The following is a 17,711-nucleotide window of genomic DNA, read 5'->3' as shown; positions in this document are numbered from 1 at the left end:
GTATGTCTGCTGCCAATAAACCGATTGATATCAAACGAAGCGTCATCGACGCGATCCTGGCCGGCCTGATCTCGCTGATCGTGTTCGGGCCGATTGTCGGCGTGGTGCTCGAAGGCTACAGCTTCAACCTGCAACCGGCCCGCGTCGGCTGGCTGGTGGCGATCGTGATGGTCGGGCGCTTTGTCCTGAGCCTGTTCCTGCAAACCTCCAGGGGGCTGAAGGTGCTCCAGGGCTTCGAGAGCCCGGGTTCTGGCGTGCACGTGCTGCCACCGGACTACAAGTCGCGCCTGCGCTGGATCATCCCGGCACTGATCGTGATTGCCATCGTGTTCCCGTTCTTCGCCAACAAATACGTGCTCACCGTGGTCATCCTCGGCTTGATCTACGTGCTGCTGGGTCTGGGTTTGAACATCGTGGTCGGCCTGGCCGGGTTGCTCGACCTGGGTTACGTGGCGTTCTACGCCATTGGTGCCTATGGCCTGGCGCTGGGCTACCAATACCTGGGACTGGGTTTCTGGACGGTACTGCCGCTCGCGGCCATCGCGGCGGCGATGGCGGGGTGCATATTGGGTTTCCCGGTGTTGCGAATGCACGGCGACTACCTGGCCATCGTGACCCTGGGCTTCGGCGAGATCATTCGCCTGGTGCTCAACAACTGGCTGTCGTTCACCGGCGGGCCAAATGGCATGCCCGTGCCGTCGCCAACCTTTTTCGGCCTGGAGTTCGGCCGCAGGGCGAAAGATGGCGGAGTGCCGTTCCATGAGTTCTTTGGCATCGATTACAACCCGAACCTGAAATTCCTGTTCATCTACATCGTCCTGTTCATCACTGTGCTGCTGGTGCTTTACATCAAGCATCGCCTGACGCGCATGCCGGTCGGCCGTGCGTGGGAGGCCTTGCGTGAAGATGAGATCGCCTGCCGTTCGATGGGCTTGAACCACGTGCTGGTCAAACTCTCGGCTTTCACCATCGGTGCATCCACCGCGGGCCTGGCCGGCGTGTTCTTCGCCAGCTACCAGGGCTTCGTCAACCCGGCGTCGTTCACTTTCTTCGAGTCGGCGCTGATCCTGGCGATCGTAGTGCTAGGGGGCATGGGCTCGACCGTTGGTGTGGTGATCGCGGCATTCGTGCTCACGGTGGCACCGGAGTTGCTGCGCAGCTTCTCCGAGTACCGCGTGTTGTTGTTCGGCGTACTAATGGTGTTGATGATGATTTGGCGACCTCGCGGGTTGATCCGCATCAGCCGTACGGGTGTGACGCCGCGCAAAGGTGCCCTGGCGTATGAAAGAGGGCAGAGCCATGAGTGAAGTCGTACTCCAAGTCGAAAACCTGATGATGCAGTTCGGTGGCATCAAGGCCCTCAGCGATGTCAGCCTGCAGGTCAAGCGCAACTCGATCTTCGCCCTGATCGGCCCCAACGGTGCGGGCAAGACCACGGTGTTCAACTGCCTGACCGGTTTCTACAAGGCCTCCGGCGGCAAGATCGAACTCAATGTGCGCGGTGAGCAGACCAACGTGATCAAGCTGTTGGGCGAGCCGTTCCGCCCGACCGACTTCTTTTCGCCGAAGGCCTTCGCCAGCCGGCTGTTCTACAAGATGTTCGGCGGCACTCACCTGGTGAACCGCGCAGGCCTGGCGCGGACGTTCCAGAACATACGCCTGTTCAAGGAAATGTCGGTGCTGGAAAACCTGCTGGTGGCCCAGCACATGTGGGTCAACCGTAACCTGCTGTCGGGGATCCTCAACACCAAGGGCTACCGCAAGGCCGAAAGCGATGCCTTGGACCACGCGTTCTATTGGCTCGAAGTGGTGGACCTGGTGGATTGCGCCAACCGCCTGGCGGGTGAGCTTTCCTACGGTCAGCAACGCCGCCTGGAGATCGCCCGGGCCATGTGCACCCGTCCGCAGATCATTTGCCTCGACGAACCGGCCGCCGGCCTCAACCCCCAGGAAACCGAAGCGCTGAGCGGGATGATCCGGGTGCTGCGCGACGAGCACGATCTGACCGTGGTGCTGATCGAACACGACATGGGCATGGTAATGAGTATTTCCGACCACATCGTGGTACTGGACCACGGCAACGTGATCGCCGAGGGCGGTCCCGAGGCGATTCGCCACGATCCGAAGGTGATCGCGGCCTACCTGGGTGCCGATGAAGAGGAATTGGTATGAGTGGACCTATCCTCGAACTCAAGGAACTGGACGTGTTCTACGGGCCGATCCAGGCCCTGAAGAAAGTCTCGCTGCATATTGAGGAGGGCGAGACCGTCAGCCTGATCGGCTCCAACGGTGCGGGCAAGTCGACCCTGTTGATGTCGATCTTCGGCCAGCCGCGGGCTGCGAGTGGGCAGATCATCTACCGGGGCGTGGACATTACCCACAAATCGTCCCACTACATTGCCTCCAACGGTATTGCCCAGTCGCCGGAAGGGCGGCGGGTGTTCCCCGACATGACCGTCGAGGAAAACCTGCTGATGGGGACTATCCCGATCGGTGACCAGCATGCCAGCGAGGACATGCAGCGCATGTTCGAACTGTTCCCGCGGCTCAAGGAGCGGCGCAACCAGCGGGCCATGACCATGTCCGGCGGCGAGCAGCAAATGCTCGCCATCGCCCGGGCATTGATGAGTCGGCCGAAATTGTTGCTGCTCGATGAGCCAAGCCTGGGGTTGGCACCGATCGTGGTGAAACAGATCTTCGCCACCCTGCGAGAACTGGCTTCCACCGGCATGACCATTTTCCTGGTGGAGCAGAACGCCAACCATGCCCTCAAGTTGTCGGACCGCGCCTATGTCATGGTCAACGGTGAAATCCGCCTGACCGGCACCGGCAAGGAACTGCTCGCCAACGAGGAGGTACGCAACGCGTACTTGGGTGGGCATTGAGGCGACTGTCGCAATGAAAAGAACCGGCGAGTGATCGCCGGTATTTTTTCGGCTCCTGAATCCTCTCGAAAGATTCGCCATTGTGGACAACCCTGCGGATCCCTTGCGAAAGCGCGGCATAAAGTCGCCGCAAACAGTTGTTTTGTCACGGTTTTGACTTGTCCCCGTTTGCTGTGGAGCGGGCTGTGGGTAACGTGGGAGTAGCTGGCTGAAGGCCTTGAAAATCGTGGCTTGCAGGCTTGTGGTTGTTTTTTGATCAGGGCTTTTTGATTAAGCGGGAGTGTGGCTTGTCAACCTTTTTATGCACAGGGCCGGCCGTCTCCTCAGCGGTGGGTAAGGCTGTGGATAAGTCTGTGACTAAACTCTGGAAAGACTGCGCGAAAGGCCGTCGTTGCTGGCTTGGAGCCATCGTTCTGCTCGCGGCTGGCTTATAGCCGCTGCGCCGAACTGCACAACCGCAGGTGCAGGGTCAAGGGAAAAACTTTTCCAAATGCCCCGCAAAGCCTTATGCACAGCGGCTTGCGCCTTTCGCACTTGCCCCCGATTACTGTGGACGTGCCTGTGGATAAGGTGCGGGCAATTGGCTGTGGGCCCCAACGGACAAGGGCTGTAGCCGGTTGGCTGTTTAATGACCAGTCATTGGGCGCAAGCATCTGTCCACAAGCCTTGCTCCTGCCGTGCCAAGCCGGGCATGCTGTGGGCCGATTTCATTCAATGGCTTGAAGCTCAAACAAGGAGAGCACGATGTCTGACACCCTGTTTATCACCGGCGCGACATCCGGTTTTGGTGAGGCCTGCGCCCGTCGTTTTGCCGAGGCCGGCTGGAAACTGGTGTTGACCGGTCGTCGTGAAGAGCGCCTCAATGCCCTCTGTGCCGAGCTGTCGAAGCAGACCGAGGTCCATGGCTTGGTACTGGATGTGCGCGATCGCAAGGCCATGGAGGAGGCCATCGCCAATCTGCCGCCGTCCTTTGCCAAATTGCGCGGGCTGATCAACAACGCCGGCCTGGCCCTGGGTGTCGACCCGGCGCCCAAGTGCGACCTCGATGACTGGGACACCATGGTCGACACCAACGTGAAAGGCTTGATCTACAGCACTCGCCTGTTGCTACCACGGCTGATTGCCCATGGCCGTGGCGCCGGGATCGTCAACCTGGGCTCCATTGCCGGCAACTACCCGTACCCTGGCAGTCACGTGTATGGCGCGAGCAAGGCGTTCGTCAAACAATTCTCCCTGAACCTGCGCTGCGACTTGCAAGGCACTGGTGTGCGGGTGAGCAACATCGAACCGGGCCTGTGCGAAAGCGAGTTCTCGCTGGTGCGCTTCGGCGGCGACCAGGATCGCTACAACGCGACCTATGCCGGGGCCGAGCCGATCCAGCCAGAAGACATCGCCGAGACGATTTTCTGGGTGCTCAACACGCCGGCGCACATCAACATCAACAGCCTGGAACTGATGCCGGTGAGCCAGACTTGGGCTGGGTTTGCGATCGAGCGTAACAAGGCCTGAGACCGCGTTATCGTTCATCGCGGGCAAGCCTTGCTCCCACGGGATTGACTTGTCGCGGGCAAGCCTTGCTCCCACAGATTTGGTTCGGCTCTGGGGAGTAGGCACAGCCCAGATCCCTGTGGGAGCAAGGCTTGCCCGCGATAGCCATTGGCCGGTCAGCCCAGGTAATCAGCCAGCCCGCGATAGCAGGTCAGCAGGTGGTAAGGCGTGGAGGACGGCATGTCCCGGCGGCTGACGAGGCCGTCGGCATCCAGGCATTCGTTCCAGCCCTTGGCGTGCAGGAAGTGATGTTGCAGCGCTTGCAACTGGCGCAGCAACACTGCCTGGCCTTGCGTTCGCAAGGTCAGCGCGCGCAAGTACTCTGCCTGGGCCCAGATGCGTTGGGTGGCATCGCGTGGCGAGGCCTCCGGCGCCAACCCCAGCATGGCGCAGACGGCGCCGGATTGCGGGTTCACGCCTTGCTGCTCGGTATGGCTGAAGCTCTGTTCCAGGGCGGTGTGCAGCTTGCCGTTGCGCAGCAAGGGCGAGGAGCCCAGCAGGTAATACCATTCGAACTGATGCCCTGGCTCGAACCAGTTACCCACAGCCCCGAGCGGTTTTTCCATCATGACGTGGTGCTGCGGGTCGATGAAGCGCCTGGACATGGCATCGCACAGCTCGAGCAACGCCTTGCAGGTGCCCGCGTCGTCGCGAACCGCAAGGACCGCGAGGAAGGCTTCGGCCAGGTGCATCAAGGGGTTTTGCAACGGGCCGGATCCGGTCGTTGACCAGTCACGTTCGAGGCTGGCCTCGTAGAGGCCATCGCCGGTGGCGAAGCGGCGGCCGATGATTTCCAGCGCCGCATTGAGCACCGACTCCACCAACGGTTCGCGTACCTTGCCCCAGTAATGGGCGCAGGCGAACAGGATGAACGCGTGGGTATAAAGGTCTTTGCCAGTGTCCAACGGCGCGCCTTGCGGATCGATGCTGTAGAACCAGCCACCGTGTTCGGCATCGTGAAAATGCCGTTGCAGCGAGCGGAACAGCGCGGCGGCGCGTTCCTCGGCCTGGGGTACTTCGCCGATCAGGCTGGCGAACACGAACAGCTGCCGGGCACAGGCCATGGCGCGGTAGCGCTGGGGTGGCAGTGGCGCATGGTCGGCATCCAGGGATTCGTAAGGCAAGGCCAGTTCGGCGTTCCAGCCCGGGCCTTGCCACATCGGCACGATTACCTCGTGAAAATGCTGGCGCACTGTAGCGAACAGATCGGTCAGTTCAGGCTGGAGAGCGGAGCGGGAAGCATCTGGCATTGGCGGACGTCGTCGCGGCAGGGGTGATTTGCGCGACATGGTAGCAGAGTGGCAGGCCAGGGAGAGGCGGTGCCTGTCAGGCCGTTATCGCGAGCAGGCACATCCGGCATCGCTGCAAACTGATCCACCGCTATCGCGAGCAAGCTTTGCTCCCACAGAACCTGTGGCGGCAGGTAAATTACAGCCTCTGCAGAGGCTGTAATGGCAGGTAATTGTGCAGCCTCTGCAGAAGCTGTGATGGCAGGTAATTGTGCAGCCTCTGCAGAATCTGTGATGGCAGGTAAATGTGCAGCCTCTGCAGAACTTGTGGGAGCAAAGCTTGCTCGCGATGAGGCCCTTGCAGACGCTAAAAAATCAACCCGCCAACAACCAGACCCCAGCCCCCGCCGAAGCCGCTCCGGCAAGTCGCACCAGTGGCGCCGCTGCTCGCGGCAACACGCGCACCAGCGCAAAACCTGCACCGTGCAGCGCCGCTGTCGCCGCGACGAAGCCCGCTGCATAGGCCCAGGGGCTCGACATGTCCGGCAATTCCAAGCCGTGGGCCACACCGTGGAACAGCGCGAACATTGCCGTCGCACCCACCGCCAGGCTCAACGGTGGGCGAACCGCCAACGCCACTGCCAGGCCCAGGGCCAGTACCGAGGCGGCGATGCCGCTTTCCAGCGCCGGCAGGTCCAGGCCCGCAAAACCCAGCAGGCCGCCGAGCAGCATGGTCCCGACGAAGGCGCACGGCAGTGCCCAGCGCGCCGAGCCTTGTTGTTGTGCGGCCCACAAGCCGACCGCCAGCATCGCCAGCAAATGATCGAGCCCGCCGATGGGGTGGCCGAGGCCGGCGATCAGGCCGTTGTCGCCGTGCCCGGGGTGAGCGAAGGCCAGGGCCGGGGTCAGCAGCAGGGCGAGGGCGCCGAGGATACGTTTGCAGGTCATGGTTTAGCGTTCCTTGTTGTCAGTCGAAAGAATCAGGGTTTGTACGAAAAGTCGCCGAGCGGCGATCAGGCAAGGCGAAAACAGGCGAGGAACGGCCGGGGTCGCGCCCGACTTGACTGGTTGTCAATGAGCATTCCGATCGGACTCGCGCACGAGCCTGTTTTCAACGCAGCATGATCGTCGCGCAGGCACTTTTCGTATAAAGCCTAAGCCGCGCTCAGCAGGCCCTGGCGCTCAATGAAGGCAATGATGTCGTCCAGGCCCTGGCCGGTCTTCTGGTTGCTGAACACGAAAGGCTTGCCGTTGCGCATGCGTTTGGTGTCGCTGCCCATCATCTCCAGGGACGCCCCCACCAGCGGCGCCAGGTCGATCTTGTTGATCACCAGCAGGTCGGATTTGCAGATGCCCGGCCCGCCCTTGCGCGGCAGCTTGTCGCCGGCCGAGACGTCGATCACGTAGATCGTCAGGTCCGACAACTCCGGGCTGAAAGTCGCCGACAGGTTGTCGCCACCCGACTCCACCAGGATCAGGTCCAGGCCGGGGAAGCGCCGGTTCAACTGATCCACTGCCTCGAGGTTGATCGATGCGTCTTCGCGAATCGCCGTGTGAGGGCAGCCACCGGTTTCCACGCCGATGATCCGCTCCGGCGCCAGGGCTTCGTTGCGTACCAGGAAGTCGGCGTCTTCGCGGGTATAGATGTCGTTGGTGACCACGGCCAGGTTGTAGCGCTCACGCAGGGCCAGGCACAGGGCCAGGGTCAGGGCGGTCTTGCCGGAACCCACCGGGCCGCCGATGCCGACGCGCAGAGGTTGTGTATTCATGGGATTCTCCTAGGAACGGAACAGGCGGCTGTACTGGCGCTCGTGGGCCATGCACGCCAGGGACAGGCCAAACGCGGCGCTGCCGCAGTGGTCGGGGTGGACGTTCGAGGCGTTGTGCTGGGCCTGTTGCAGCAGCGGCAGCAGTTCGCTGGTCAGGCGCTGGGCGGCTTGCTGGCCTAGGGGCAGGGTTTTCATCAGCACGGCCAGTTGGTTTTCCAGCCAACTCCACAGCCACGCGGCGAGGGCGTCCTGGGGCGTGATGTGCCAGGCGCGGGCCGCCAGTGCCCAGCCCAGGGCCAGGTGCGGTTCTGGGCGTTGCTCGAGAAAGCCGCGCGCGGCAGCGTCGAGTTCCGGCAGGCCCGCGAGCAGTTGCTGCAACGAGTAGCCCATCTGCCGGCTCTCCTGATACAGCTCACGGGTTTCCCGGCTGGTGCGGTGTTCTTCGCAGTGTTGCTGCAAGGCCTCCCAGTCGTCGGTGCTGGCGGCGGTGCAATGCGCCAGTAACAGGGGCGCTTCGAAGCGCGCCAGGTTGAGCAGCAACTGGTCGCCGATCCAGCGACGGGCGTCGTCGGGGTTCTTCACCTGGCCGTTGTCCACCGCCATCTCCAGCCCTTGGGAATAGCTGTAGCCGCCAATCGGCAACTGCGGGCTGGCCAGGCGCAGCAGCGCCCAGGCCGGGTTCATGTGCGCACGCCGAATTGATGCAGGCGCGGCGCGTAGTTGAAATCTTCGTCGCCGTGCCGTGAATGATGGTGACCGCCGCCATAAGCGCCGTGTTCGGGTTGGAACGGAGCTTCGATGGCTTCGGCGACGGCGCCCAGTTGTTCGAGCATGGCCTTGAGCACGTAGTCGTCCAGCAGGCGCAACCAGCCATCGCCCACTTGCAGGGCGACATGGCGATTGCCCAGGTGATAGGCCGCGCGGGTCAGTTCGAAGGCGTTGGCGCAGGTGACATGCAGCAGTTGTTCGGGGCGGGCGCAGACGCGCACGATGCGCCCGTCTTCGGCTTGCAGGCATTCGCCGTCGTGCAGCGGCGGCTGGCCGCGCTCCAGGAACAAGCCCACGTCTTCGCCCTCGGCACTGAAACAGCGCAAGCGGCTTTTGCTGCGGGCGTCGAAGGTCAGGTGCAGCTCCGCGTCCCAGCGCGGTTGAGGGTCGATTCTGCGGTGAATCACCAGCATCGGCGTGCTTCCAGCAATGAACGATGCGGTGTTTAGAGCAAGGGGCTTGCCAATCGAAGAGGGTGTAGGAAATGGTGCAGGAATGAGGCTGTGGCGTTTTGGAAGGGGGCGGGTTACGTACTATCTTGGTGCGCAGCGTGCGGGCTGCGCACCGTTTGGTGGCTTGCTGAGAAAGCGAACCTGCTGGCGAATGCGTCGGCTCAGCTGGCATCCATGCAAGCGCTACCCTTTGGCGTTGTTCGCCGCCATCGCTTTTGTCTCCAGGTGATCCAACGCCCGCTCGACCAACAACTGAACCCCATCGGCCATGCGGCTGATTGCCAGGGCGACGCAGCGGCGTGAATCGTCCACATCGTCAGCCAGGTCGGCGGCGATGGTGCTGATGGAGAGCAGGTCTTCGGAGGCGTTGGCGAGTAGGGTTTCGGTGTCGATGTGAGGGGCAACGATGAACAGCTGGGTGCTGTCGGGTTCTGGTGAGGCGGGCTTGGGGTTGAGGTAGTAGTCGAGGGCGCGGGTGGCGGCGTCTTCGAGTTTTTTGGCTTCCTGCGCTTCGACGCGGGATTTTTGGCCGTTTTGTGGGGGATTTGGAGTGGCTTTGAACATGGGGTAGGTTTCCTCAAGAGAACCGCCCTGGATCGCTTGCACGCAATGAAGGGTGGCAGCTGTGTGCGAGTGTGCAAGACCGAGTAACCATACCCAAAACTCGGCAGATCCGAAGATCTCCCGAACACAGCCGCCATAAAACACGGGCGCGATTGCGCCGCGAATGGCTAGAAGCATTATGGGTTGGTGTTTTACTCGGACTTGCACGTCCGTGTCACCGTTTTTTGCGATGACGAACAAAGGTTAGCGGCGCTCGAAAGCGCTGCCTAGTTCATGAACCGCCCGGCGTGTCGAAGGAAATGTCCGAGGGTTTGGCGGGGAAAAAGAATCAAAAGATCGCAGCCTTCGGCAACTCCTACGGAAATGGCGTAGGGCTGCCGAAAGCTGCGATCTTTTGATTTGAGCATTCACGTTCCCACAAAGAAGCCATGCCGGGGGCTATTCAGTACTCCCCAACCCACGCCAATGCTTGAGGCCAATGAAGATGAACCGCAGTTGCTGGGTAATCTTCGCCTGGGGCGTGAGGTGTTCGGGCAGGGCTTGCGCGGGTGGGTCGATGATGTCGGGCAGGGTGGCGAATACGCTTTTGACGATAAGGTCGGCCATCACGCTTAACCCGGGCAGGTCCAGGTGTTGCAGTTTGGGCATCAGGGCAAGGTCGGCGGCCAGGTCCGAGCTGATGTCTTCGCGCAACCGGGCGATGGCTTGGCGCACCGGTAGCGAACCGCCGAATTGCTCGCGGGCCAGGAACAGGAACTGGGAATGGTTGGCTTGCACCACATCGAGAAAGATCCGCACCGACGCATCGATGATGCCGCCCATGACGAATTCGTTGTGGCGCACCAGGCGGATGGTTTCGCGAAAGGTCTGGCCGACTTCGCAGACCAGTGCCAGGCCCAACTGATCCATGTCGTCGAAGTGCCGATAGAAACCGGTGGGTACAATGCCCGCCGTCCTGGCGACTTCCCGCAGGCTCAGGCTGCCGAACCCTCGTCCGCACGCCATCAGGTGACGGGCTGCGTCCATCAGGGCGGTTCGGGTCTGTTGTTTCTGTTCGGCGCGGGGCTGCATCGCAAAGCTGGCTTCTGGTTCAGGGGAGCGACGCACTCTAGCAAATCGACTTTGTCGACGTCGAACGGTAGCAGGGGAGTAAGGGGGAACAACGAACGCCCAAAAAGCAAAAGCCCGATTGCAGGAATCGGGCTTTTTTCCGGGCCGCCATGGATCAGCTCACTATGCCGTTGCGTTCGATGACGCGGTCACCACCGTCGGCGGCAACGAGTTGGCCTTGTGGGGTACGCTCGGTGCCATCAGCGGCAAGGGTCTGGCCTTGTGGAGTGCGATCGGTGCCATCAGCGGCAAGGGTCTGGCCTTGAGGCGTGCGATCGGTGCCGTCAGCGGCAAGGGTCTGGCCTTGCGGTGTGCGGTCGGTGCCGTCAGCGGCAAGGGTCTGGCCTTGTGGGGTGCGCTCGGTACCATCAGCGGCCAACGCGTCGCGTTGTGGGGTACGATCACCACCGCCTTCAACCAGGCCTTTCTGTTCCAGGCGATCACGGCCACCTTCGGCGACGGTCTGGCTGTAGACAGAATGGCTGTCCTTGACCTGAGGCGCGGCTTGTTCGGACGCTGGCAGGGCAAAAGCGGTAGAGGCCAGCAGTGAAAGGGACAGGCTCATCAGTAATTGGCGTTTCATGATCGTTGCTCCTTGGGGGGGCTGAAAAGTGGGTACGAGGGCAATGCTACTCTCGATAAATCGATATAAAAGTTCATAAGCACAATGGTAATAATCAACGGAATTGATTGTTCTGGGGGAAGGCTCTAGCACGGGCCTTTCAGGGGAGTGCTTTTGCACTGCGATGGGTATTTTGTACTCACTCGTGCTTCCGGAAAGTGCGGGAGAGGTAACAGATAGCTGTCTGGATGGTCAGGATCCCGCTGTTTTTTTGCCATTCGTCGTCCTCGGGGTTAAACCTGTCGGCCGCTTCGCCAGTCCAATCTTTATTCACAACGGGCCGACCACAGGCTCGGTTTTCCCAGTCGTCGTTTGGACGCTGGTCTTTTTCAGGAGCCTTGTGCATGACGCGCACTTCAAAAATCCTTGCCTGGAGTTTCGCCAGTCTTGTTGTCCTGCTCGCCGTGCTGGTGCTGGTCATTGCCTTCTTCGATTGGAACCGGATCAAGCCTGCGCTCAACGCAAAGGTTTCCGAGGAGTTGCACCGCCCATTCGCCATCAATGGCAACCTGGCCGTGGTCTGGCAGCGCGAGACGCAGGAAGGTGGCTGGCGCGCCTGGCTGCCATGGCCCCACGTGGTGGCCGAGGACCTGAGCCTGGGCAACCCGGATTGGTCGAAAACCCCGCAGATGGCGACGCTCAAGCGTGTCGAGCTGCGTATCTCGCCCCTGGCCTTGCTGGCCCGGCGGGTGGCGATTCCCCGTATCGACCTGACCGGGCCCGACGCCAACCTGCAACGCCTGGCCGACGGCCGCGCCAATTGGACGTTTCAGTTCGATCCGAAAGACCCGGATGCCGAACCCTCCAGTTGGGCGGTGGACATCGGTACGATCGGCTTCGACAAGGGCCATGTCACCCTGGATGACCAGACACTCAAGACCCGCCTCGACCTGCAGGTCGAGCCGTTGGGCAAACCCATTCCGTTCAGCGATATCGTCGGTGAAAAAGTGGCGACAAAAGCCCGGGAGCGCGGTGCGGCGCCCCAGGATTATGTGTTCGCTCTCAAGGTCAACGGCCAGTACCACGGGCAGAATGTGGTCGGCTCCGGCAAGGTCGGTGGTTTGCTGGCCTTGCAGGACGCGTCACAACCCTTTCCGCTGCACGCCCAGGCGAAAATCGCCGACACCAGCGTAGAACTCGCCGGGACCCTGACCGACCCGACGAACCTCGGCGCCCTGGATCTGCGCCTGAAATTGTCCGGCAACAGCCTGGCCAACCTTTATCCGCTCACCGGCGTGACCTTGCCGGATTCGCCGCCCTACGCCACCGACGGTCACTTGACCGCCAAGCTGCGCGAGCCGGGCGGGGCGCTGTTCCGTTACGAAGCCTTCAACGGCAAGATCGGTGACAGTGATATCCACGGCGACCTGGCCTATGTCGCCAGCCAGCCCCGGCCAAAGCTCAGTGGTGCGTTGCTTTCCAATCAGTTGCTGTTCAGCGACCTGGCGCCGTTGATCGGTGCGGACTCCACCGCCGAGCAAAAGGCCCGCGGCGCCACCAGCAAGCAACCGTCGGACAAGGTATTGCCGGTGGAAGCGTTTCGCACCGAGCGCTGGAATGTGATGGACGCCGACGTGGAGTTCACCGGCAAACGCATCGTCCACAGCCAGGAGCTGCCGTTCAGCGACCTGTATACCCACCTGGTGCTCAACGACGGTCAATTGAGCCTCGAACCCCTGCGCTTTGGCGTGGCCGGCGGGCGGCTCGATGCGCAGATCCGCCTCGATGGCCGTGCCCAGCCTCTTGAAGGCCAGGCAAAGTTGACGGCACGAGGTTTCAAGCTCAAGCAACTGTTCCCGGGCTTCGAGCCGATGAAAACCAGTTTCGGCGAATTGAACGGCGACGCCGATCTCAGCGGGCGCGGCAATTCGGTGGCGGCGTTGTTGGGCACTTCCAACGGCACGCTGAAGATGCTGATCAACGACGGTGCCATCAGTCGGGAGTTGATGGAGCTGGCCGGACTGAACGTCGGCAACTATGTGGTGGGGAAAATCTTTGGCGACAAGGAAGTGAAGATCAACTGCGCCGCGGCCGACTTCGACATCAAGACCGGCCTGGCGACCACACGCCTGTTCGTGTTCGACACCGAGAACGCGATCATCTACGTCGACGGCACGGCGGACATGGCCAGCGAGAAACTGGACCTGACCGTCACGCCGGAATCCAAGGGCTGGCGGCTGATTTCCCTGCGTTCGCCACTGTATGTCCGGGGCACGTTCGCCAAGCCCGCCGCCGGGGTCAAGGCCGTGCCGCTGATGCTGCGCGGTGCCGGGATGGTGGCGCTGGGTGTCATCGCGGCACCGGCGGCTGGCTTGCTGGCGCTGGTGGCCCCCAGCGGTGGCGAGCCGAACCAGTGCGCACCGCTGTTGGAGCAGATGAAGGCGGGCAAGGCGCCGGTGACCGTCAAGCCGACGCGCTAGCGATCGGCCGGGATGTCAGGCCTGAGTCGCGCGCTCCTGAAAAAGGCTTAGGGAATTTTTCAGGGGATAACCGGACAGTCGCGCTTCTTCCTCCAGCCACTGGAAGAATGCCCGTACGGGCGGGTGGCGCTCGCGGCCCGGGACGCACAGGGCGCTGTAGCCGGCGCCGTTGACCTGCACGTGCGGGCGATAGCCCACCAGCAAACCGCTGGCGATGCTTTCCGATGCCAGGATATTGCTCGCCAGCACCAGGCCTTGTCCGGCAATCGCCGCCTGCAAGGCGTAATGCTCCTCGTCGTATTCGCGTATGCACGGTTGCCGGCTGAGCCAGGTTTCCCCGGCCTGGGCGCACCAGGCTTCCCAGCCGTGGGCGTACAGCTTGGAGTTGTGCCAGTGCACGCTGATCAGCGTCGGCACTTGGCGGGTCGCCTGGGCCACCTGTTCCGGCGAGCCATAGACGCCGAAACGTTCATCGAACAGGCACAGGCCGTACAGGTTCGGGTAGGTCTCGAGGCTGTAACGCGCCACCAGGTCGACGCTGGCGTCCTGATGCAGGTCGATCACCTCGCAATGGGTGTCCAGGCGCACGTTGATGTTCGGGTGACGGGCATAAAAGCGTCCCAGGCGCGGCACCAGCCACAGGGCGGCAAACGCGGCGGTGGTGGACAGAGTCAGGTGCGTGGTGCTGCGTTGCGGGCGCAGGGTGTCGACGCTCTGCGCCACCTCCAGCAAGGCCCCGTGCAGGCTGTGGAACAGGCGTTGCCCGCCGTCGGTGAGCCGCACCTGGCGGGGCAGGCGTTCGAACAGCATCAGCCCCAGCCAGTTTTCCAGTGAGCGGATCTGGTGGGAGATCGCTGTCGGTGTGACCGACAGTTCCGCCGCGGCTGCCTTGAAACTGAGCAGCCGCGCGGCTGACTCGAAGGCGCGCAAGGCGTTGAGCGGCAGGTTGGCGAACATGTGCACTCTCCATATGGATGAAATTGATTCATCCTGATGAACTAACCCTCATTTGTCTGAAAACAGCCACGGACGACAAGCTGCACAGCACAAGCCGTGTTGATTGTAGTCGCAAACGAAGGAGATTCAGATGAGCAATATTCTTGTGGTGCAGGGCAGTCCCCGTGGCGAGCGTTCCCATTCCCGGCGCCTGGCCGAAGCTTTTGTCTCGGCGTGGCAGGCTGTCCATCCGCAGGCCCAGGTGACGCGTCGTGAAGTCGGCCGGGCGCTGATCGCGCCGGTCAACGAAGCCTTCATCGCCGCGGCGTTCTACCCCGAGCCCGAGGCGCGGCCGCAGGTCATGCAAGCGGACCTGACCCTGAGCGACACCTTGGTCGAGGAGCTCAAGGCCCATGACCGGCTGGTGATCGCCGCGCCCATGCACAATTTCAGCGTTCCCAGCGGCGTGAAGGCCTGGATCGACCAGATCGTGCGCATCGGGCTGACGTTCAACCACAGTCTGGATAACGGTGTGTCGCACTACGAACCGCTGGTGCAGGGCAAGAAGGCTTTGATCGTCACCAGTCGCGGCGATTTTGGCTTCGGCCCCGGTGGCCCGCTGGAACACATGAACCACGCCGATACGCTGCTGCGCACGGTCCTGGGGTTCATCGGCATCACCGATGTGACAGTGGTGGCGGCCGAAGGCGAAGAGTCGGCCGAGCGCAGCTTTGCGTTGTCCTGCGCCGAGGCCGAGGAGCGTTTGCTGGCGCTGGCGCGGACCTTCTGAAGACGTTCTGAAGGCGTTCTGAAAAGAAACGCGGCTGTCATAGACTGGTCATCATCGGTACCGATGCTGAGCACCTCTCGACCGCAAGGATGTCCCCATGTCGCAACGCTGCGCCACTCGCTACCCGCTGGTATTGGTCCCGGGCATGCTCGGTTTCATCCGCCTGGTGCTGTATCCGTACTGGTATGGGATCGTGTCGGCGTTGCGTCGCGGTGGGGCCGTGGTAGTGCCGGTGAAGGTCTCGCCGCTGCATTCGTCCGAGGTGCGCGGCGAACAGTTGCTGGCGCGGATCGATGAGATCCTGCGGCAGACCGGCGCCTCGAAGGTCAACCTGATCGGCCATAGCCAGGGCAGCCTCACCGCACGTTATGCCGCTGCCAAGCGTCCGGACCTGGTGGCGTCGGTGACGTCGGTGGCCGGGCCCAACCACGGCTCGGAACTGGCCGATTACCTGCTGGCCCATTACCCGGCCGACAGCGCCAGGGGGCGCGTGCTCAGTGTCGTGTTGCGGCTGGTCAACGCCCTGATGAGCCTGCTCGACAGCGGCTACCGTGGCCCCAGGTTGCCGGTGGATGTGCACGCTTCCCATGCCTCCCTGACCACTGCCGGCGTGGCACTGTTCAATCAGCGTTATCCACAGGGCTTGCCGTCGACCTGGGGTGGGCATGGGCCCGAAGAGGTCAATGGCGTTCGTTATTACTCCTGGTCCGGAACCCTGCAGCCCGGCAAGACCGACAAGGGACGCAACCTGTTCGACGGTACCCACCGCACCTGCCGTTTATTTGCCCGCACTTTCGTCAAGGAAGCAGGGCAGTGCGACGGCTTGGTCGGGCGCTGCAGCTCGCACCTGGGCACGGTGATCCGCGATGACTACCCGATGGACCACTTCGACATCGTCAACCAGTCGCTGGGACTGGTGGGCAAGGGGGCCGAGCCGATCCGCTTGTTTGTCGAGCATGCCGAGCGGTTGAAGGTTGCGGGGTTGTAGGCCGGCAGGAAGAGCACATTCGCGGGCACGGCAGATGAAGGTGTAACAAGCGTTGTCTACACTGCACCTCAATGCCGCACCCTCGTGCGGCCCTCAGGAGAAACACCATGAAGATGCTGCGTGTCCCTTTGTTGATGCTGGGGCTTTTGCTGTGTTCCCAAGGTTTTGCCGCCACGGCGCAACAGACCAAGATGACCACCTGCAATGCCGACGCCACTGCCAAGGCGCTCAAGGGCGATGAGCGCAAAGCCTTCATGAGCAACTGCCTCAAGGCTGCCCCGGCGACACCCTCCACGCCGCAGGAGCGCATGAAAACCTGCAACGCCACGGCCACCACCCAGGCTTTGAAGGGCGATGCGCGCAAGGCGTTCATGAGTGATTGTCTGAAGACTAAATAAGCCGGTTTGCGAGGGCCTCATCGCGTGCTCGCGATGAGGCCCTCATGGACGCTAAAAAAACGACCAGGGTCGGCCGATACAATCTCTAGTGCTGCTGGTGGAACGCTGGCAGACTTGCGATCCTCTCTCGCCGTTTTGTCCTGGGGCTGTATGCCAACGTTTTCTCAGCGTCATGTGTTGTTGGTGATCAGTTGGGTGATCATTTTTGGTGGGTTGTTGTTGATGCTGCCATTGCGCCTGGTGCCGAGCCTGCTGGCCGGCTTGCTGGTGTTCGAACTGGTCAACATGCTCACTCCGCAGTTGCAACGTCTGATCGAAGGCCGGCGTGCCCGTTGGTTGGCGGTGGCATTGCTGGGCACGCTGGTGGTCAGCGTGCTGACGCTGATCTTCGCCGGCGCCTTCAGTTTCCTCCTGCACGAAGCGGAAAACCCCGGCGCCTCCCTGGACAAGTTCATGGGCGTGGTCGAGCGCGCCCGTGGGCAGTTGCCGCCCTTCCTCGATGCCTACCTGCCGGCCAGCGCCGCCGAGTTCCGCGTGGCGATCGGTGATTGGGTAAGCAAGCACCTGAGCGATTTGCAACTGGTGGGCAAGGACGTGGCGCACATGTTCGTGACGTTGCTGATCGGCATGGTGCTGGGGGCGATCGTCGCCTTGCAGCGCATCCCCGACCTGACCAAGCGCAAACCCCTGGCCGCCGCGTTGTACGATCGCCTGAGCCTGCTGGTCAAAGCGTTTCGCAACATCGTCTTCGCCCAGATCAAGATTTCCCTGCTCAACACCTTCTTCACCGGGATCTTCCTGGCGGTGGTGCTGCCACTGTTCGGCATCAAGCTGCCGTTGACCAAGACCCTGATCGTGATGACCTTCCTGCTGGGGCTGCTGCCGGTCATCGGCAACCTGATGTCCAACACCCTGATCACCATCGTCGGCTTGTCGCTGTCGATCTGGGTGGCGGTGGCGGCGCTGGGCTACCTGATCGTGATCCACAAGCTCGAATACTTCCTCAATGCCCGTATCGTCGGAGGGCAGATCAGCGCCAAGTCCTGGGAACTGCTCATGGCGATGCTGGTGTTCGAAGCCGCGTTCGGCCTGCCGGGGGTGGTGGCAGGGCCGATTTACTATGCGTACCTCAAGAGCGAGCTGAAACAGTTGGGAATGGTTTAAAAAGCAGCTGCGAGCTGCGAGCTGCGAGCTTCGAGCTTCGAGCTGCAAGCTTCAAGTAAGAGCGGTCG

19 protein-coding genes are annotated in these 17,711 nt (G+C 62.0%); 9 read left to right on the top strand and 10 right to left on the bottom strand.

Annotation, left to right across the window (positions count from 1 at the left end; genetic code table 11):
• Positions 1-2 precede the first annotated feature (2 nt).
• From livM to N4Q37_RS15305, 4 genes are all read left to right on the top strand, one after another.
• A complete protein-coding gene (gene livM, locus N4Q37_RS15320; RefSeq protein WP_260958860.1) occupies positions 3-1,307 on the top strand; it encodes a high-affinity branched-chain amino acid ABC transporter permease LivM in 1,305 nt (434 codons plus the stop codon).
• Positions 1,300-2,172: an ABC transporter ATP-binding protein gene (locus tag N4Q37_RS15315; RefSeq protein ID WP_260958859.1), complete on the top strand. Its 873-nt coding sequence runs from the start codon at positions 1,300-1,302 to the stop codon at positions 2,170-2,172. Before livM ends, N4Q37_RS15315 begins: the two co-directional genes overlap by 8 nt.
• Positions 2,169-2,885, top strand: a complete 717-nt coding sequence (locus tag N4Q37_RS15310; protein WP_260958858.1) for an ABC transporter ATP-binding protein — start codon at positions 2,169-2,171, stop codon at positions 2,883-2,885. The genes N4Q37_RS15315 and N4Q37_RS15310 overlap by 4 nt, the downstream gene beginning before the upstream one ends.
• A gap of 744 nt (positions 2,886-3,629) precedes the next feature.
• The gene (locus N4Q37_RS15305) at positions 3,630-4,394 is read left to right on the top strand and encodes an SDR family oxidoreductase (protein ID WP_260958856.1); all 765 of its coding nucleotides are present in this window, start codon (positions 3,630-3,632) and stop codon (positions 4,392-4,394) included.
• A 155-nt stretch (positions 4,395-4,549) separates the two neighbouring features.
• Here the strand turns inward: N4Q37_RS15305 and N4Q37_RS15300 are convergent, their stop codons facing one another.
• From N4Q37_RS15300 to N4Q37_RS15260, 9 genes are all read right to left on the bottom strand, one after another.
• Complete coding sequence (locus N4Q37_RS15300; RefSeq protein WP_260958855.1) at positions 4,550-5,683, bottom strand: AGE family epimerase/isomerase; 1,134 nt, start codon at positions 5,681-5,683, stop codon at positions 4,550-4,552.
• A 354-nt stretch (positions 5,684-6,037) separates the two neighbouring features.
• Positions 6,038-6,610 carry a HupE/UreJ family protein gene (locus N4Q37_RS15295; RefSeq protein ID WP_260958854.1) on the bottom strand — a complete coding sequence of 191 codons (573 nt, stop codon included), beginning with the start codon at positions 6,608-6,610 and terminating at the stop codon, positions 6,038-6,040.
• 206 nt (positions 6,611-6,816) lie between these two features.
• A complete protein-coding gene (gene ureG / locus N4Q37_RS15290) occupies positions 6,817-7,431 on the bottom strand; it encodes an urease accessory protein UreG (protein WP_260958853.1) in 615 nt (204 codons plus the stop codon).
• A 9-nt stretch (positions 7,432-7,440) separates the two neighbouring features.
• Complete coding sequence (locus N4Q37_RS15285) at positions 7,441-8,115, bottom strand: urease accessory protein UreF (protein WP_260958852.1); 675 nt, start codon at positions 8,113-8,115, stop codon at positions 7,441-7,443.
• The gene (ureE, locus tag N4Q37_RS15280; protein ID WP_260958851.1) at positions 8,112-8,612 is read right to left on the bottom strand and encodes an urease accessory protein UreE; all 501 of its coding nucleotides are present in this window, start codon (positions 8,610-8,612) and stop codon (positions 8,112-8,114) included. The genes N4Q37_RS15285 and ureE overlap by 4 nt, the downstream gene beginning before the upstream one ends.
• Before the next feature lie 222 nt (positions 8,613-8,834).
• Entirely contained in the window at positions 8,835-9,215 is a 381-nt protein-coding gene (locus tag N4Q37_RS15275; protein ID WP_260958850.1) for a DUF6124 family protein, read from the bottom strand.
• A gap of 438 nt (positions 9,216-9,653) precedes the next feature.
• Positions 9,654-10,286, bottom strand: coding sequence for a TetR family transcriptional regulator (locus tag N4Q37_RS15270; protein WP_260958849.1), 633 nt, complete (start codon positions 10,284-10,286; stop codon positions 9,654-9,656).
• A 154-nt stretch (positions 10,287-10,440) separates the two neighbouring features.
• Positions 10,441-10,908, bottom strand: coding sequence for a hypothetical protein (locus N4Q37_RS15265; RefSeq protein WP_260958848.1), 468 nt, complete (start codon positions 10,906-10,908; stop codon positions 10,441-10,443).
• Positions 10,909-11,086: 178 nt separating this feature from the next.
• Positions 11,087-11,302 (bottom strand): hypothetical protein, encoded by a 216-nt coding sequence (locus N4Q37_RS15260; protein WP_260958847.1) that lies wholly within the window; start codon positions 11,300-11,302, stop codon positions 11,087-11,089.
• Here N4Q37_RS15260 and N4Q37_RS15255 point away from each other — a divergent pair.
• Positions 11,292-13,367, top strand: a complete 2,076-nt coding sequence (locus N4Q37_RS15255; protein WP_260958846.1) for an AsmA family protein — start codon at positions 11,292-11,294, stop codon at positions 13,365-13,367. The genes N4Q37_RS15260 and N4Q37_RS15255 overlap by 11 nt on opposite strands.
• Positions 13,368-13,382: 15 nt before the next feature.
• Here N4Q37_RS15255 and N4Q37_RS15250 read toward each other — a convergent pair whose 3' ends face one another.
• The gene (locus N4Q37_RS15250; protein WP_260958845.1) at positions 13,383-14,324 is read right to left on the bottom strand and encodes a LysR substrate-binding domain-containing protein; all 942 of its coding nucleotides are present in this window, start codon (positions 14,322-14,324) and stop codon (positions 13,383-13,385) included.
• A 130-nt stretch (positions 14,325-14,454) separates the two neighbouring features.
• Here N4Q37_RS15250 and N4Q37_RS15245 point away from each other — a divergent pair, with 130 nt between their 5' ends.
• The 4 genes from N4Q37_RS15245 to N4Q37_RS15230 all read left to right on the top strand — a co-directional run bounded on the left by N4Q37_RS15245 (position 14,455) and on the right by N4Q37_RS15230 (position 17,643).
• Positions 14,455-15,093, top strand: a complete 639-nt coding sequence (locus N4Q37_RS15245) for an FMN-dependent NADH-azoreductase (protein WP_260958844.1) — start codon at positions 14,455-14,457, stop codon at positions 15,091-15,093.
• 97 nt (positions 15,094-15,190) lie between these two features.
• Positions 15,191-16,081 (top strand): esterase/lipase family protein, encoded by an 891-nt coding sequence (locus N4Q37_RS15240; RefSeq protein ID WP_260958843.1) that lies wholly within the window; start codon positions 15,191-15,193, stop codon positions 16,079-16,081.
• Between the two features lie 107 nt (positions 16,082-16,188).
• The gene (locus tag N4Q37_RS15235) at positions 16,189-16,479 is read left to right on the top strand and encodes a PsiF family protein (RefSeq protein WP_260958842.1); all 291 of its coding nucleotides are present in this window, start codon (positions 16,189-16,191) and stop codon (positions 16,477-16,479) included.
• Between the two features lie 150 nt (positions 16,480-16,629).
• Positions 16,630-17,643, top strand: coding sequence for an AI-2E family transporter (locus N4Q37_RS15230; RefSeq protein WP_260958841.1), 1,014 nt, complete (start codon positions 16,630-16,632; stop codon positions 17,641-17,643).
• Positions 17,644-17,711: the final 68 nt, after the last annotated feature.

It is taken from the genome of Pseudomonas citri (genome assembly GCF_025336485.1).
In the GTDB taxonomy this organism is placed as follows: Bacteria; Pseudomonadota; Gammaproteobacteria; order Pseudomonadales; family Pseudomonadaceae; genus Aquipseudomonas; species Aquipseudomonas citri.
The sequence above is the reverse complement of the archived record's forward strand: the minus strand, read 5'-3'. Positions and strand labels throughout refer to the sequence as shown.

Coding starts and splice junctions, on each gene's coding strand:
- livM (WP_260958860.1), top strand. CDS start 3: ATGTCTGCTGCCAATAAACCGATTGATATCAAACGAAGCGTCATCGAC.
- N4Q37_RS15315 (WP_260958859.1), top strand. CDS start 1,300: ATGAGTGAAGTCGTACTCCAAGTCGAAAACCTGATGATGCAGTTCGGT.
- N4Q37_RS15310 (WP_260958858.1), top strand. CDS start 2,169: ATGAGTGGACCTATCCTCGAACTCAAGGAACTGGACGTGTTCTACGGG.
- N4Q37_RS15305 (WP_260958856.1), top strand. CDS start 3,630: ATGTCTGACACCCTGTTTATCACCGGCGCGACATCCGGTTTTGGTGAG.
- N4Q37_RS15300 (WP_260958855.1), bottom strand. CDS start 5,683: ATGCCAGATGCTTCCCGCTCCGCTCTCCAGCCTGAACTGACCGATCTG.
- N4Q37_RS15295 (WP_260958854.1), bottom strand. CDS start 6,610: ATGACCTGCAAACGTATCCTCGGCGCCCTCGCCCTGCTGCTGACCCCG.
- ureG (WP_260958853.1), bottom strand. CDS start 7,431: ATGAATACACAACCTCTGCGCGTCGGCATCGGCGGCCCGGTGGGTTCC.
- N4Q37_RS15285 (WP_260958852.1), bottom strand. CDS start 8,115: ATGAACCCGGCCTGGGCGCTGCTGCGCCTGGCCAGCCCGCAGTTGCCG.
- ureE (WP_260958851.1), bottom strand. CDS start 8,612: ATGCTGGTGATTCACCGCAGAATCGACCCTCAACCGCGCTGGGACGCG.
- N4Q37_RS15275 (WP_260958850.1), bottom strand. CDS start 9,215: ATGTTCAAAGCCACTCCAAATCCCCCACAAAACGGCCAAAAATCCCGC.
- N4Q37_RS15270 (WP_260958849.1), bottom strand. CDS start 10,286: ATGCAGCCCCGCGCCGAACAGAAACAACAGACCCGAACCGCCCTGATG.
- N4Q37_RS15265 (WP_260958848.1), bottom strand. CDS start 10,908: ATGAAACGCCAATTACTGATGAGCCTGTCCCTTTCACTGCTGGCCTCT.
- N4Q37_RS15255 (WP_260958846.1), top strand. CDS start 11,292: ATGACGCGCACTTCAAAAATCCTTGCCTGGAGTTTCGCCAGTCTTGTT.
- N4Q37_RS15250 (WP_260958845.1), bottom strand. CDS start 14,324: ATGTTCGCCAACCTGCCGCTCAACGCCTTGCGCGCCTTCGAGTCAGCC.
- N4Q37_RS15245 (WP_260958844.1), top strand. CDS start 14,455: ATGAGCAATATTCTTGTGGTGCAGGGCAGTCCCCGTGGCGAGCGTTCC.
- N4Q37_RS15240 (WP_260958843.1), top strand. CDS start 15,191: ATGTCGCAACGCTGCGCCACTCGCTACCCGCTGGTATTGGTCCCGGGC.
- N4Q37_RS15235 (WP_260958842.1), top strand. CDS start 16,189: ATGAAGATGCTGCGTGTCCCTTTGTTGATGCTGGGGCTTTTGCTGTGT.
- N4Q37_RS15230 (WP_260958841.1), top strand. CDS start 16,630: ATGCCAACGTTTTCTCAGCGTCATGTGTTGTTGGTGATCAGTTGGGTG.